The organism is Aeromonas sp. QDB54, from assembly GCF_027707385.1.
In the GTDB taxonomy this organism is placed as follows: domain Bacteria; phylum Pseudomonadota; class Gammaproteobacteria; order Enterobacterales; family Aeromonadaceae; genus Aeromonas; species Aeromonas hydrophila.
Window position 1 is genome coordinate 22,242 of the sequence record NZ_JAPCIT010000033.1, and the last position, 13,521, is coordinate 35,762.

Here is a 13,521-nt window from a genome sequence, read left to right on the forward strand (position 1 = left end):
CTGGGCGAACAGGGGGCCTACACACACTCTTATCGGAGGAGTTCGTATGCAATCTCATCATACTGTAAGTAACAACGCCCGTCGATCCGCAAAGCGGGTCCGCCTGATCGATGTCCCCAATATGCCGCTGGAGACCGCGCTTCCCTTGATTTCTACAATGCCGGAATGGTGTGGGGAGGCGATTGCAAAGATGTGTAGCTCGCAGATAGGTAACAGGCAGCCCTCCTAAGGTTGTCTCAATGACCCCCGGCCTTGGCCGGGGGTCTTCTTTGGGCGCAAACAACTTTTTCTGTTACTACACTGGAGCATCCAATGACACCTCAGATAACCCCCCTAGCTAACAAGGCGCTGACACTCATTGAGCAAGCGCGTTATCGGATGGGTACCTCGGCATTTGTTGAGGCGTTTATCGACCAATGGGCCTACCTCCAAACTGGGCTCTATCCTCCCGCCAACACCATTCCTGATGAACTACAGCCCGTCGCTATCGAGCTGTCACACGTTCTCTCTGCGGCCATGAAGCAAGATCCTACCAGCGATGTAATTGGTTACGTGCTTAGCATGTCCGGTTTTCACAAGAAGGGAACCAACTACTTTCCGACACCTCCAGGGGTTGGCCGCCTCCTGTCACAGCTGGTTGGCTCAACTCCGTCGGCAGATTTTTTCGAACCGTGCTGCGGATCGGGAATAAATGCCATCCAATGGATGGAACATCTGCTTGAGAGCCAAGGGCCGGAAGCCCTGAGTAGTGCATCGATCTATCTCGAAGACATCGATAGATTAATGGTCAAGTGCTGTATGTTGCAGTTGTTCCACTTCTTTGAGTCCCGTAATGTCTCGCCTAAAACACTCAGCATTGTTGGGATCGATACTCTCTCACGGCGCCCTACCGGGATTGGCTACTACGCCCAGCAAAGGGTGGACACCAGCATAGCCGCATAGTAAAAAACCCGCCGTAATGGCGGGTTTTCATTTCGAGGCTTGCTATAGCTTGCCATACCTACTCAAGAACGCGGCTCTTTCCAGAATTCCCCAGTTCGTCAGCATGTAGTAACCGGCCGTACCAGGTTCGCCCGGTGCGCCTCGGGCCCCTCTTATGAACAAGATCTCCATCCCGAACTCTTCGCGTAGTGCGGAGATCTGCCTCTTGATGGTTGATTCGGGGATACCCGTTTCGAGATGCAGATCATTGAGACTAGGCCTGTTCTTCTTCGACAGGGCATTCACCAGCTCAAATTTACGTTTAATGTCTCGCGAAATCGCCATAAGCCCCCGTTTTTCATAAAGTCCCGACTTAGAAGATGGGACTGTCACTTAACCTTCGATACTCAAAATCTCGATATCTGATGCTGGCACATTAAGATGCTTTTCTTTTCCAGCACTGTCCAGCGTCTTAACCCAGACGGTAGACGGATTGAGCGCTACACGATCAGTCATGATAACACCCTTCCTCACCTCATCGTCCACCAGCACATGCACAGCGAAGATCAGATTATCGGCCCTAGCCGTCTTCCATTCCCGATCCTTTTCCAGGGGAGGAAGCGCGTCCCCACCTTCGGTAATCGTGGTCCTGTTGGCCTTATTCTGCTTTTCGGGAGCTCCAGGGGTAGAGTTATCTGTACCGGTTCCTGCACCTTCCTCAAGAGGATCGAGGTTGCGATTCCCACTACTGCTTCCAACCTGATGCCCGTCACCTTGTACTGACGTGACATGTTCTTGTTCTGGAGGAAGATGATCGCTATTGCTCTCTGCCCCGGCACCAGGATTATCTCCGCCACGTCCAGAAAGTTGAGCCTTCTCCAGCCCTTCCTGGATGCGCTTAGCGTCATTCAGCAGCTCACGACTCTGCTTACGAGTGATCCCATCAGTTATAGCAACAGCACAGATGGCTCGGCAGCGCTCAGCATTCAGTTCGAACAGTAGACGCAGGTTGTTCAAGGTTTCAGTGTCAGAAGAGATGTCGCCGTCATAGAGCTCACGCACACAGTCAGGCATCTTCAATAATGACAAATGCGACGAGACGAACGAATTGTTCACGCCCAGACGTAGAGCGATGTCTTTTTTCTTCCAGTCCGCTTTGACGAATTTGTCCAGCGCTTCTGCTATTTCCAACGGTGTAAGATCATCACGCTGTATGTTCTCTATCAGCTCCCCAGCGGTCTCATCCAGTTCGCCTTGGTTCTTATCATTGACAATGATGTCGATCGTTGGAATGTCTGCATGTTTGCAGGCCCTCCAACGTCGCTCTCCCTTCTGGATGACGTATTTACCATCCTCGCCCTTGGGGGAAACAATGATCGGTGATTGCTGGCCTTCTGTAACGAGAGTTGCCGCAAGTTCTTCAATGTTCCGAAAGCGCTTACGAACCTGCGCCTTCGAAACCACATCTTCAACAGGCACACTTAATACCTGCTTGCCTGTCTTTCCCTTCGCGACATTAGCGAGCTCGGAAAGACCTTTGAGGTTACCAAGAGCCATCGTTAACCCACCTTCTCTATCATTTCTTCCAACACAGCTTGCACCTCTTTCGCTGCAACATGGCCGTACTGCAATTCCCAAACAGGAACGCCATCGGTGGTTGCGGTGTCCAGAGGCGGACGGTGCATAATCTTGTTCTGGAACAGGAGCTCCGGCACTTCTTTTTGAAGTGCCTTTAGGGATTTGTCATGGTTGACAGAGCGATCCATATCGTTAATTAAAATCCCTAGGATCTCCAACTCCGGGTTGTACTCGGCCCTAACACCGATGATGGTGTTGAGTAGGCCTTCCACGCCGTCTACAGCGAACCCTGATAGCTTTACCGGACATGCAACATGGGTAGACATCACCAGCGCGGCCACAAGCTTTCTGCCGAGGCTCGGTGCGCAATCTATCAGCACATAGTCATATTGCTCAAAAAGCACAGCCAAGTGACGGGCGGGGTTCATAGCTTGATCCAGAGGCACCGCCTCCATCTCAAACAAATCCGGGTCATTCTTTGGAGTGTGAATGAGGTCCGCCCCGCATGGACAGTGCATGACTTCGATGTGCGAGATCTCATGGGCAAACAGCTCTGCTGTCTTCGTGCCCGAAAAAACCGGCTCGAACTCGCCATCTTCAAGCTCGCGCTTGGCAGCCAGCCGAGAGGACGTATTGCCCTGACCATCCATGTCCACAACCAGCACTTTCTTCTTCTTTTTCATCGACAGATAAAAGGCTTGCTGGATACATATGGTGCTCTTACCCACTCCGCCTTTCTGGTTGGCGAAGCTGATGACTTTTGCCATACCGACCCCTATGTTGTTTTCTCCAGGTGATCCAAATCACCCCCAAACTTTCACATGTGAAACATTCTATCGTTCATAAAATGATGCTGCAATCTCTTATGATGGTGCTGTAAAAACATTCACAAAGCAAAAACGGCCAATGGCCGTTTTTTGTAAGAGTTTGTGTTGTCAGTACAAATCTAATCTGTGGTGGCTCATTCCACGCGAACCACGCTTTGAGCTTTGGCTGTGCCGCCGCAATTCGTTGTTCCATGTCTTTCTCGTTCACTTCACTCAATTACAGGCTCCCCCATTGCCCACCATTGCAATTGCAGGGTTCATCCAAAATCCATCAAAAACGGTGAACATCTCGTCCTGCTGCCTGATGTACTCAAAGGTGTTGTCACAGGCTGCCCAGCGCCGGTCATCGATCTGCCGCGAGGCAGCTCTTGTTGGAGCCGCAGAAGGGATCAACCACGAGATCGCCAGCCTCAGTGAGAAACCGGATTGCCATCGTGTCAGCACAACGGTGGCCCCGCTGGACCACGTTTTTGGGATACGTTCCTCTGTCTGTTTTCCGAAAGCATTACCCCGTAGCCGGTAAGCACCATCGCCGTAGCTCACCACACGGCGATCGCCACCCGAATCCATCAGGCTCTGGTGGGCGTCGATATGAGGAAGCAGGACCCTGCGATTGTCCGAGCGGACGCAACTGGGGTCATTAGTAAAGCAGTACACCGGCTCCCACCCTGAACATAGCTGGACGCGATTCACGCACGTCCATTGCGTGGGCGACGGCGGCTTGGAGGTGTTGATCCACGGCCATTGGTCCATCAGCGATAACCTCAGTCTGTCATGCAGTGCCAGCACCATACGCTCCAGGTACATCGAGCGCGAGGGACGCTTTGACTCGAAAATATCGTTGCTCACGTTGAGCACGACACTACCACCGGGAACCAAGTTCTTCACGATAGGTTCGAGCGTCTGGGTAATGAAATCGACCCACTGCATCTCCTGTACATTGCCATAGCCGCGGGTGACCCGCAGTGGATAAGGTGGCGAGGTCACACACCGACGGATCCGTTCATTGAAGTCAGTGAAAAAGCTCCGGTTATCAGACCAGACCGCATCTGGAACATCATCAAAACGAGAGGCTAGAAGCCTTATATTTTCCGACAGTACAGCCCTATCTCAATTTCATCCTCTCTCTTCTCATGTGCAAAGAGCATATTGGCTACTTCTCTGATATTTGTCAGCTCGCGAAGCGCTGCATCACGCATCACATCAAGGGTTTCATTGCACTTGGCCCGCCGAAATTTGATGAGCCAGTCTGTTCGATCCATTTCTTTTTGCTTCATTGACCACGTGCCCACTAATCCAAAATAACTTTGCGCTTACCTAGCTGCACATCACCGGCTACGTCATCCAAAATGCGACCAGTTCAAATCAAAATCGAGATAAACAATAGCACCACTTAATGACCCAGTAAATATTGGGCAGCACATTTCAAGTATCTATTTGAACCCATTGATTTAGCGGTGATTGATAACGTTAACGCTAGCGACCTCATCGCTCAGTGCGGTGAAAAAACATCACAAAAGGCTCGTTTTATAGGCCAATTACAGTTGCATTATTTGCACCCGTGATAAAGTGGATACATAACTTGTGAGGAGATAGACCATGAAAGACTTAATCAACATTTTCCTGATGGCCGTAGTTGTCCTTGGTACCGCGATGCTGCAAGCGACTGGTTGGGGTTACGCTGTGATCGCGATTGCAGTGGTTTACTGGGTAAAAACCGTGCTGGACCTGCTCCACAAGAATTACTGGGTGGGTTTGGCTTTCTGGGGGCTGGTGGCTTTATTCACTTGGCAAGGGGCCCTTGTAGGCGGGCTGTTCTATGGTTTACTCGCCGCACCAAAAGACCAGACTGAGGGAAATGCAGCCAGAAAAAAGAAAAAGAGCTCTATCCGGCTTGTTTCCGATGGCTGTGACGTGCAGACAGGGGAGCACGTCGGCTCAGTATTTTGGTAAGATCTCGGGTTCTCAAAACGCTAACTTGTTGCTTCCGCCCTGGTCTGATAAATATCTTTGGCCTTCTCCCGCCCGTCAGCAGTCAACGTGAAGGCCAGCATCAGCGATGACGATCGGTACTTACTCAACAGACCATTGGCGACTAAGGTATGGCATGATGTGCGAAAGTTCGTATCGTGAATCTCGCTACTGCGTGTCAGATTAAGCATCCCCAGCAACTTCATACCAGGTACAGGGTCAAACCTTCCCCTAGCCTCTATAGAGAACAGGATGTACAACACGTCCTTTTGCGTTGCCGATAGCCTCATATTTTCACCTTACTCATGTGCCACATGAATAAGGCTCCCACGAGAGGAGCCCAATGTAAACACCATTCTTATTCATGTGGCACATGAATAATTGGTTAATTCACCGCATCTTTCAGTGATTTGCCAGCCTTGAAGCTAGGGATGTTTGCCGCGGCAACCTCAATTGCCTCTCCGGTTTGCGGATTGCGCCCAGTACGGGCGGCTCTAGCTCTCACCTGGAAGGTTCCGAAGCCAGTGAGAGCTACGGAACCACCTTCCTTGAGTTCGGTGGTGATAGTAGCCATCAAAGCGTTAACCGCAGCCTCTGCCTTAGCCTTGGTGATGTCAGCTGACTCAGCTATCGCCATTATCAAATCACTTTTGTTCATACGTCTTCCTACTCTGTCGTGGTTATAATTGCCCCCTTCCTTATCACAGAAGGGGTTGTGATTAGTGCGCTTTACGCCATTCCCAGGGAGGAGTCCGTTCCTGTTCAGGCAGAGCCCAGAGGCCGCGCTTCCCTTCCCTTGCCTCTTCTTCCAATTGGAATAGCTCAGGGGTTTTAGCGTATTGGCGGTACACCCAGGCATCACCTGAGCGGACCATCTCGGCGTTTACCCATTTGCCATCGGCGTAGAGATTGGCAACCAGACGGCCATAGCGGTCTTTGTCCACTTGCTCAACGGTGATCATCTGCCCAGCCACCAGCTCCGACAGTGCAGCCTTGGCCTTTGAGCCAAATGGCTGCTTCTTCTCGGGAGCATCGATCTCGGCCAACCGAACCCGGTACTGCACTTTACCACTTCGGCATTCTTCCCCGGAATTACAGGTTTGTTCTGTCAGAACTTTGACCGTATCGCCATCGGAAACACCGACGACTTGACCAGTAAAGGTCTCGGCCGACACAAAGGGCGAAGTCAAGCCAAGAGTGAGCAGCAGGATTGCCCTGCCAAATTTATGGACTGATTGCACATCGACTGTCATTGATCGAACCTCTTCCCTGCAAAAATGCGCCTTCATAGGCAAAATAAATTTCACATGTGAAATTTTTCAGCGCCCACCAGCCAAGTTATTTGGACGTTAAATCATGCTCCCGAGTGAGAGAACACCCACTCCGGATCAAGCTGGTACTCATCATCCAACTCTTCGGGGGTAACGACGGCGGTAGTCCAGTCAGTTGCCAAGAGTGGGTTGTCTATATCTGCGAACCAGGCATCGATCTGGTGCCTGAACTCCACCCGACGACTCTCCCCTGCGGTTGTTTTCACATGCTCAACCTCCGCATCCCAATAGAGAATCTCGCCTTCGACATCCTGGGTCGCGCAGGTTGCGCCGCTAGGCCATGCCCTCCGCTCGCTGACCAGCTGACGCAGTGTTTTACTCCCTTCTGGTGCGCGGTAGTCCAGATCGAGGTTGATGATTATTGCCTCTGGCTTTTCCAGCTCCGTCGTTTCAGGCAGATACTTAGCGACCAAAGGTATGGTAAGAATGATGGCGCCATCACGCTGGAACTGAGACCGAGCACTGACAATGAGCTGCATACACCAGTTCCAGACATACATCAGGCGATCATCAGCCTTGTGGTCAGCTTCGATTTTCTGAGCAACTTGGCGGATTCTTGGCTCAAAGTCCAGGTACAGGCCAGAGCTCTGGCATTTTTTGCTGATTGCCCGGATCAGATCACTGTGCTCTATGAGCAGATCACGAGTAACGGCATCATGTTTTCCTAATGCCTCCAGCAACATTCTCATTTGATCACGGATTTCCATCTTCTTCTCCCTCAATGTCAAACCGCTTGGCGGTGTCATCTTTGGCACCAGCCCAACGAAGCTCATCCCCCATGCGCCCGACTCAACTTTCACATATGAAATTTTTATTGCTTCGCTGCACTCTGTTCCTGGTCTTCAACCACCATTTTCCTCATCGCCGCCATGATGGCCTCAGGCGGCTGAGCGCCACCCAAGAGCTGGCTCTTACCCGTTTTGTTGTCAACGACAAAGGTGGCCGGTGTGCCGTTGACCCCAAGGCTCTTCGCTTGCTGGATATTTTCCTGAACCTTCTCATCCATCTTTCCAGCGGCAAGGCATTCGCGGAACGCACTCAAATCGGCTCCAACACCGGCCACCACCTGAGGCAGATCTTTGACCCCGGCCCCATTACCCTGGGTGTGCTCGAACATGTCATTGATGAAGACCCAGAACCCGCGGTTACCCTTCTGTTCTGAAATACACTCAGCGGCCACAGCTTCCTTGAATGCAGCTGGGTTATGGAAATCGAGTGGCATGTGCTTCCACTGCCAGTTCACATTCCCCTTGCTGGCATCAACAAGCTGCTTTGGTGTGTCATGGAATCGCTTGCAATAGGGGCATTCGATGTCAGAGAACTCGACCAAGGTGAAGCGGGCGTTGAGGTCACCGTAGATGTGTTTACCATCAGCTACCTTCTCGGCCGCCGCATCGAACTGAGCATACTTCTGGCTCATCTTCTCCTGCTGCTGCTTATCCACCAGCTTGTTGATACTAGCGGCCACTGCTGTATCAAACTCGGTTTGGTTCTTGAAAGTGATTGAATTGGTGGTGATGGCATTCATGTTGCTGAGAGTATTATTCACCTTGGCGAGGTCATTCGTCAGTTGGTCCACCTTCACTGACTGGTACACCCCTATACCGGTACCGAGGGCCCCCAATACGATTGCTGCGATAACACCTATCTGGATCTTCTTGCTGCTTAGTACGGTCATGTCAAACCACTCCTGATGGGAAAATAGTCAGGACGCTGAGTTCTGCTGGAGGGGATGAGGCAGGAAGGATTTTCCATTCAAAAAGAAAGGAGGCCAAAACCTCCTTTCTGGGATTACCGCACTCCCTTTCACTAAACCTGCGTCCAGGCCAGGTGAATCAAATGCCCTGGACAGCTGTTACGATGAAGGTGCAAACCTTGGCATAAAGTGGAGCCAGGCAGACAGAGGCCAGCACCATACCAAAGGCCTTCGACGGTGCTTGTTTAACGAAGCGGGGCAGCCACGGCATCATTCCACAGAACGCGGCCAAGATGGCGCCAGTCGCCCCGAGGGCCGGGTACAGCAGAACCTGGGCCAGGATGAAGATGCACTGGGCATAGGCAGCATGGTTCATTGCTTTTTTTTCTTCGGCCGTGAACTCCGCGCCGCTTACTTCATTGGTCTTTTCCATCACTTTGTCCTCAAGCATTATCGGGCTTTCCGAAAAAGGTTTCGTATGCCTCAAGGTCTGAGGCCAACATGAACTTCGCTTCGGGTTCGCTGAGCGGTTGCAGGTTAAGCAATTCTACGTTTTGGGCTCTTGATACAGCCATGTCCAGACTGAACCAAGTTCCCCCCTGAGCTACAGCTATGACCCGCACCACTGACAGCCCATTTGACTCAACTGTTGGAAGCTGTTGGTGCAATACCTTCGCTACTGTTGCTCTATCGCCAACCCAGCGCTTATCGAACATCACCACATTCAGCGACTCAAATGCACTCTTCGCCGCCTGGATACTGGTGTGAACCATTTCTGACTTCGCGCTCGATGTGAGTTGCCAGACAGCAACCCAACCAAAGAGCAACGCTAGGAGATTCATTCCACTGATTGCTAAAGCTCCTGACAGAGCAAAGGCGCCGAACATGATGACGCGGCTGCATTTAAACTGGGTCACTGCTTATCTCCTTTTCATGCCAGCAAGCCTACAGGATTTCCCAAAAATGCAAGCCCGCGAAACTGCCCGGATTGGGCACCAACACCGCTAAAATTTCACATGTGAAATTTTTTCCTGCTGGTATAGCGGCACATGCAACGCCGAACAGGGTCGAGCATCACCACGCTGTTACCTGTTTGCTTTAAGCTACCCCGTAAAAACATAGCATCACTTTATGATACTGTAAACAACGTAAACCACCAGCGTTCTGCTAGTACGACTCGTGTTCGTTGCGGATTGATAGGTGTTGCGAGTGGGGAATGGAGGGATTGAGTCATGCCCAAAGATGGTCATCGGCTTGTTAACAGTGATGCTCCCAGCGAACAGGGACTTTTGTGTTTGGGGGTTAAATCAAGCGGTGGATCGTTCCAATTTGGCTGTTAAGTCAGATGAGAGTGAAGCTCACGGGAACCGACAACAGGATAGCGAGGATCCATCATGGGCAGGCTTGGATCCCGGCAAAACCTGCTGGATGCACCACGCCCCACCTTGAGGATGCCACACAGCGGCGCTGTGACGCTCTGTGCGGCGTTTTTTTAGTATAGGTAATGACTTATCGCAGCAAGCTTGCATGGATGGCCTCATATCGCCTCCCAGGGACTTGCTTGCTCTCCACAATGGAAGCCAAACGAGAGCGTCGAAAAATGTGTTGAGAGAACAACTTATAATTTTTGAGTCCTTTAATTATTTAGATCCCTGATCTGTAGATCTTCTGTAGATCCTCTTTAGATCCTAAGATCATAGATAAAGGATCAAGGATAAAAGATAGAGCTCGCAACAGGTTGTTTTAATTGAATTAAATCTTAAATTTAACCCCCAAATAGCCCACATTAACCCCCAAACACATCAATTTAACCCCCAAACAGTATATTTTGGCCTCCATATTGGGTATTTTGACCCCCACACAGCGTTTTTTGACCTCCAAACAAGGTGGTTTTAACCCCCAAACAGCCCAGTTTTAACCCCCAAATAGGTCATTTTTGCGGGGCTCAACGGGGTCTTAATTTATGCTTTTCAACAGCTTATACGCAGTTATGTACAGCTTACTTACAGGTCGCTAGGGATGTGTTATGACAGATGATGCGGTAGCGCGAATTGTGACGGCAATCGCTAAATATGAGGCTCAGAAGATCGGGTTGCCTGCCAACCAGAAGAGCATCGCTTTCTTTAGCAGCCTTGTGGACCGAGCCAAAATACTCCCCATGTGCCAATTCCTCAGGGACTCTCCCTCTCGGAATCCTGACCAAGTGGTAGCAAGGTTCGTTGCCTTCTTTGATGATAGCTCTTGGCTGATCGAGGAGGAGGATAGTGACCCTCAACCGTCGTTGACGACACAGGGCGAACCTTCCGAGCAAAGTCCTAGGCTGGTCCCCGTATTACCATCTTCGGCCCCATCAGCACAGATTGGTGATAACCCTTTACCCCCTCAACCAGAACCGGAGCTTGAGCCGGAACTCGAAGTCGAAGCCGAGCCAGCGCGGGTACCGCCTCTCACTCCAGCAGGTAAGTCAGAGCCGGAATTACCCTCTTCCGCTTCGGAGAGTGCAACCAGGGTGTTTGACACGTCAGAACAAAGGGGGCCTCTACCTGTGACTTTGGACAATCACACCCAGCTGGTTATCGGGACCGGTATTTTTCGCACACTCAACAGAAACCTGATCAACAACCCCGCCTTGCGCCCGGTGCTGGACAGCAAGATCATCTATGAGGTGGATCCACGCTTCATGAATGGGTACAAGGCAATGACGTTGGCTGGGCCTGTGCTGGATACAGACCTGGACATCAAGACGTACCTGTGCCTAGTCAAGTTACTTGGTTCGATGACTGATGCTCAGTATGAGAGAGCCGCTGCGTCGCATATCGAGGTCACCCCGGAGCAATTCTACTCCCCATTAGCGGAGTTTTTATCTCCAGCAGAATTTGGGAACTACATCAGCGACTTCATGCGGACCGATAAGATCCTGCACTCCATGAAGCGTCTTCATGCCTTCCAAATGACATTGTTCAGGCAACCTGAGGACGCAGAGGTCCATAGTGGTAAGGAGAGTAAGGATGGCTCCCGGATGAAAGGCTCGGTGATGATCGTTGGCCTCGTCAGTGTTATTAGCCTGGATGGGGACGGCATCATCCGGATCACGCCCAACTTGCCAATGCGTGAGATGTACAGAGCCGCAAGTCGTCTCATCGCAGTCAACAGGAGCACCATCATTGGGTTTGAGCATCCGATCAGCCGGATATTCAGCCTTTGGCTGACAACGATCGGGAATGGTCAGTTCAAGCAAGATTGGGTCTACATCAACAAGAAATTGTCTGTGAGAGAGATTCTTGAGGGTATTCACCCCCTAACAGAAGCCGGGTACTACAAGAAGAGGCACGTCAAAATGCTGGAGGTAGCCCTTGTCGAGCTGGTGGGCTGCGGGGTACTGGAGTGCGCCTATCGTAGACACACCGATACGCAATTCACCACCATTACCCCTGAGAACTGCAAACTATTCATTCTCGATGGCCTAAAGGTCGAGATCGAGCTGACACGCCACCGGATCTCCCATAAACACTCGCCCCATAATGGGCAGAGTGAGGATGCTGGAGAACATTCCGCGCAACTGCCTAAGGGGTTACAGGAGGAGAAGTTTGACGAACTCAGCGATGTATCAGCCGTGACTCTCAGCAACGAGATCACCCACATCCTGAAATCGGTAGACTTCGGCCGCGCTCGTTATCTCACCATGCCCGATATTGTTGAGCTCTATAGGGCCGACCTGGTGAAGGTGGCGGTCAGAACCAAGCTTCTCCGTGAGCTTGATACCGCGTTGTGCAGGAAAACCATGAAGTCGGTTCTTGGATATAGACGTGAGCGCTTGGCAAACCTCTTCAATGTAGCCTTGGATGGGCCGGATAAGGCGGTTATGGCCGGGGTGTGTGCTGAGTTCTGGGGAGCCATGAGCACCAGCAATGAGAATCGTCTCTACAACCTTCTGTCCGCGATGCCGCGAGAGTCCCAGATCAAAGATCCTGACCAGTGGGCCATCACTTATGCAGCACAGATTCGTGATTTCTTGGCTCTGATGGTTACCGAGGAAGGGGAGGCCATGTTGAAGGGGATCAGGGCGGCCATGCTCAATGCGAGGCTGATCAATCTGCTGACCAAGGCCAGTATGACGAAGGAGGCTAAATTGGTGAAGTATCGTGCGGAGGCGGCGAAGTAGCAGCCTCCCCTTCAAACTGCTGGTGGGCCAACTCAGCTTGTCTTGGCAGGCCCACCCTGGACGCCAGTGATCTCGAAACAACTCTTGCGCACCTTGACCAGGGTGTATCCACGCTTTTCCAACGCCGCTACCACGCTGGGTCCATACCCGGTGTTGCGGCCAACAGTAAAACGGCAGGGATAGCCGAAGTGTTGGCAGAGCTGGAAGTCATGGATCAGTCGATCTATACAAATCGTGGTGCGCTTAGCCATGGTCATCACCCCTAGGAATTGATGGTTGTCTCGTCGTTGCTTTCAACAGCCTGACCAGCTGGGTCTGGCTCCTTCATTTTCCAAGCAAGCACTACATCGGCATCAGCAAAGGGTCTGCATCCTCCATCACAACCTCAATGGGGTGCAGCGCATCCGTAGTGGTGCCCCGATCCTTGGCATTGCCTCTCCCTACTGCGTAGAGCCTTTGGCCTTCCATGCTCTTATCGAGCTTTACCCCGTTTTTCATCCTAATGCCCTTTTGTAGTCATATATGTCTAGTTTACCCTTGGTGGCTCAACCAGTCAAATATGTCTACCTCTCTTTCGGCAAGTCGTAAAAATTTCACATGTGAAATTTTTTTCCCTTTGTGCAGACAGTTCCGCGGCTCTGTAGGCAAAAAAAAGGCCCCGATTAGGGGCCTAAGTTGAGCTCGTTTTATCCACAAATTCTGGGGATAGCTCCCCCACAACCTGTGACTAATCCCTGAGCAGTCTTGCTGCTGGTGGAGTGATTTCAACACTTGGATAGCCGGGAGGGGAGAGTACCGCATGGTGCATCATTGCAAGGTCTCGCCAATCGCGACGAGTAGGCAGCTTGAGCCTCCAGCCATTTGAAGGTAACGGTAGCTGTAATTTCCCGCGTCGCATCAGGAGCACGACTCGCACAATCCAGGGGCAGCGGGAGGCGGGTCGTCTCTCTATCTTCCACAGGGCTGACGCATCAGTGTTTATACTTTGAACAACCCCATACATTCGAACAAATATTGTTCATTCAGACAGCAGAG

General features: G+C 51.4%; 16 protein-coding genes. 3 read left to right on the top strand and 13 right to left on the bottom strand.

Annotation, left to right across the window (positions count from 1 at the left end):
- Nucleotides 1-312 precede the first annotated feature (312 nt).
- The gene (locus tag PG881_RS21835) at nt 313-942 is read left to right on the top strand and encodes a type I restriction endonuclease subunit M (protein ID WP_011899287.1); all 630 of its coding nucleotides are present in this window, start codon (nt 313-315) and stop codon (nt 940-942) included.
- A gap of 42 nt (nt 943-984) precedes the next feature.
- Here PG881_RS21835 and PG881_RS21840 read toward each other — a convergent pair whose 3' ends face one another.
- From PG881_RS21840 to PG881_RS21865, 6 genes are all read right to left on the bottom strand, one after another.
- Complete coding sequence (locus PG881_RS21840; RefSeq protein WP_043774296.1) at nt 985-1,266, bottom strand: helix-turn-helix domain-containing protein; 282 nt, start codon at nt 1,264-1,266, stop codon at nt 985-987.
- A gap of 48 nt (nt 1,267-1,314) precedes the next feature.
- On the bottom strand, nt 1,315-2,478 hold the full coding sequence (locus PG881_RS21845) for a ParB/RepB/Spo0J family partition protein (RefSeq protein ID WP_073536815.1): 1,164 nt from the start codon (nt 2,476-2,478) through the stop codon (nt 1,315-1,317).
- Nucleotides 2,479-2,480: 2 nt separating this feature from the next.
- Complete coding sequence (locus PG881_RS21850; RefSeq protein WP_073536814.1) at nt 2,481-3,266, bottom strand: ParA family protein; 786 nt, start codon at nt 3,264-3,266, stop codon at nt 2,481-2,483.
- Between the two features lie 73 nt (nt 3,267-3,339).
- Nucleotides 3,340-3,519, bottom strand: coding sequence for a hypothetical protein (locus PG881_RS21855; protein ID WP_154670453.1), 180 nt, complete (start codon nt 3,517-3,519; stop codon nt 3,340-3,342).
- A 20-nt stretch (nt 3,520-3,539) separates the two neighbouring features.
- Nucleotides 3,540-4,256, bottom strand: a complete 717-nt coding sequence (locus PG881_RS21860; RefSeq protein WP_073536813.1) for a hypothetical protein — start codon at nt 4,254-4,256, stop codon at nt 3,540-3,542.
- Nucleotides 4,257-4,408: 152 nt separating this feature from the next.
- The gene (locus tag PG881_RS21865) at nt 4,409-4,603 is read right to left on the bottom strand and encodes a hypothetical protein (protein WP_011899292.1); all 195 of its coding nucleotides are present in this window, start codon (nt 4,601-4,603) and stop codon (nt 4,409-4,411) included.
- A 322-nt stretch (nt 4,604-4,925) separates the two neighbouring features.
- On the opposite strand from PG881_RS21865, the gene PG881_RS21870 reads away from it, so the two are divergent.
- Complete coding sequence (locus tag PG881_RS21870; protein ID WP_011899293.1) at nt 4,926-5,279, top strand: hypothetical protein; 354 nt, start codon at nt 4,926-4,928, stop codon at nt 5,277-5,279.
- Between the two features lie 403 nt (nt 5,280-5,682).
- Here the strand turns inward: PG881_RS21870 and PG881_RS21875 are convergent, their stop codons facing one another.
- From PG881_RS21875 to PG881_RS21900, 6 genes are all read right to left on the bottom strand, one after another.
- On the bottom strand, nt 5,683-5,955 hold the full coding sequence (locus PG881_RS21875) for an HU family DNA-binding protein (protein WP_011899295.1): 273 nt from the start codon (nt 5,953-5,955) through the stop codon (nt 5,683-5,685).
- A 61-nt stretch (nt 5,956-6,016) separates the two neighbouring features.
- Entirely contained in the window at nt 6,017-6,550 is a 534-nt protein-coding gene (locus PG881_RS21880) for a thermonuclease family protein (protein ID WP_073536812.1), read from the bottom strand.
- Between the two features lie 101 nt (nt 6,551-6,651).
- Nucleotides 6,652-7,335: a hypothetical protein gene (locus PG881_RS21885; RefSeq protein ID WP_232048281.1), complete on the bottom strand. Its 684-nt coding sequence runs from the start codon at nt 7,333-7,335 to the stop codon at nt 6,652-6,654.
- 104 nt (nt 7,336-7,439) lie between these two features.
- Complete coding sequence (locus PG881_RS21890; RefSeq protein ID WP_073536810.1) at nt 7,440-8,306, bottom strand: DsbA family protein; 867 nt, start codon at nt 8,304-8,306, stop codon at nt 7,440-7,442.
- Nucleotides 8,307-8,463: 157 nt separating this feature from the next.
- The gene (locus PG881_RS21895) at nt 8,464-8,757 is read right to left on the bottom strand and encodes a hypothetical protein (RefSeq protein ID WP_043774473.1); all 294 of its coding nucleotides are present in this window, start codon (nt 8,755-8,757) and stop codon (nt 8,464-8,466) included.
- 10 nt (nt 8,758-8,767) lie between these two features.
- Nucleotides 8,768-9,241: a hypothetical protein gene (locus tag PG881_RS21900; RefSeq protein ID WP_073536809.1), complete on the bottom strand. Its 474-nt coding sequence runs from the start codon at nt 9,239-9,241 to the stop codon at nt 8,768-8,770.
- A gap of 1,109 nt (nt 9,242-10,350) precedes the next feature.
- Between PG881_RS21900 and PG881_RS21905 the strand changes: the two genes are divergently transcribed.
- Nucleotides 10,351-12,486, top strand: a complete 2,136-nt coding sequence (locus PG881_RS21905; RefSeq protein ID WP_270802854.1) for a hypothetical protein — start codon at nt 10,351-10,353, stop codon at nt 12,484-12,486.
- Between the two features lie 32 nt (nt 12,487-12,518).
- On the opposite strand, the gene PG881_RS21910 is transcribed toward PG881_RS21905, so the two are convergent.
- Nucleotides 12,519-12,737, bottom strand: a complete 219-nt coding sequence (locus PG881_RS21910; protein ID WP_270802856.1) for a hypothetical protein — start codon at nt 12,735-12,737, stop codon at nt 12,519-12,521.
- Nucleotides 12,738-13,521: the final 784 nt, after the last annotated feature.

Bases quoted from the DNA above. Each gene is read 5' to 3' on its own strand.
- PG881_RS21835 (WP_011899287.1), top strand. From the start codon at position 313: ATGACACCTCAGATAACCCCCCTAGCTAACAAGGCGCTGACACTCATT.
- PG881_RS21840 (WP_043774296.1), bottom strand. From the start codon at position 1,266: ATGGCGATTTCGCGAGACATTAAACGTAAATTTGAGCTGGTGAATGCC.
- PG881_RS21845 (WP_073536815.1), bottom strand. From the start codon at position 2,478: ATGGCTCTTGGTAACCTCAAAGGTCTTTCCGAGCTCGCTAATGTCGCG.
- PG881_RS21850 (WP_073536814.1), bottom strand. From the start codon at position 3,266: ATGGCAAAAGTCATCAGCTTCGCCAACCAGAAAGGCGGAGTGGGTAAG.
- PG881_RS21855 (WP_154670453.1), bottom strand. From the start codon at position 3,519: ATGGAACAACGAATTGCGGCGGCACAGCCAAAGCTCAAAGCGTGGTTC.
- PG881_RS21860 (WP_073536813.1), bottom strand. From the start codon at position 4,256: ATGCAGTGGGTCGATTTCATTACCCAGACGCTCGAACCTATCGTGAAG.
- PG881_RS21865 (WP_011899292.1), bottom strand. From the start codon at position 4,603: ATGAAGCAAAAAGAAATGGATCGAACAGACTGGCTCATCAAATTTCGG.
- PG881_RS21870 (WP_011899293.1), top strand. From the start codon at position 4,926: ATGAAAGACTTAATCAACATTTTCCTGATGGCCGTAGTTGTCCTTGGT.
- PG881_RS21875 (WP_011899295.1), bottom strand. From the start codon at position 5,955: ATGAACAAAAGTGATTTGATAATGGCGATAGCTGAGTCAGCTGACATC.
- PG881_RS21880 (WP_073536812.1), bottom strand. From the start codon at position 6,550: ATGACAGTCGATGTGCAATCAGTCCATAAATTTGGCAGGGCAATCCTG.
- PG881_RS21885 (WP_232048281.1), bottom strand. From the start codon at position 7,335: ATGGAAATCCGTGATCAAATGAGAATGTTGCTGGAGGCATTAGGAAAA.
- PG881_RS21890 (WP_073536810.1), bottom strand. From the start codon at position 8,306: ATGACCGTACTAAGCAGCAAGAAGATCCAGATAGGTGTTATCGCAGCA.
- PG881_RS21895 (WP_043774473.1), bottom strand. From the start codon at position 8,757: ATGGAAAAGACCAATGAAGTAAGCGGCGCGGAGTTCACGGCCGAAGAA.
- PG881_RS21905 (WP_270802854.1), top strand. From the start codon at position 10,351: ATGACAGATGATGCGGTAGCGCGAATTGTGACGGCAATCGCTAAATAT.
- PG881_RS21910 (WP_270802856.1), bottom strand. From the start codon at position 12,737: ATGGCTAAGCGCACCACGATTTGTATAGATCGACTGATCCATGACTTC.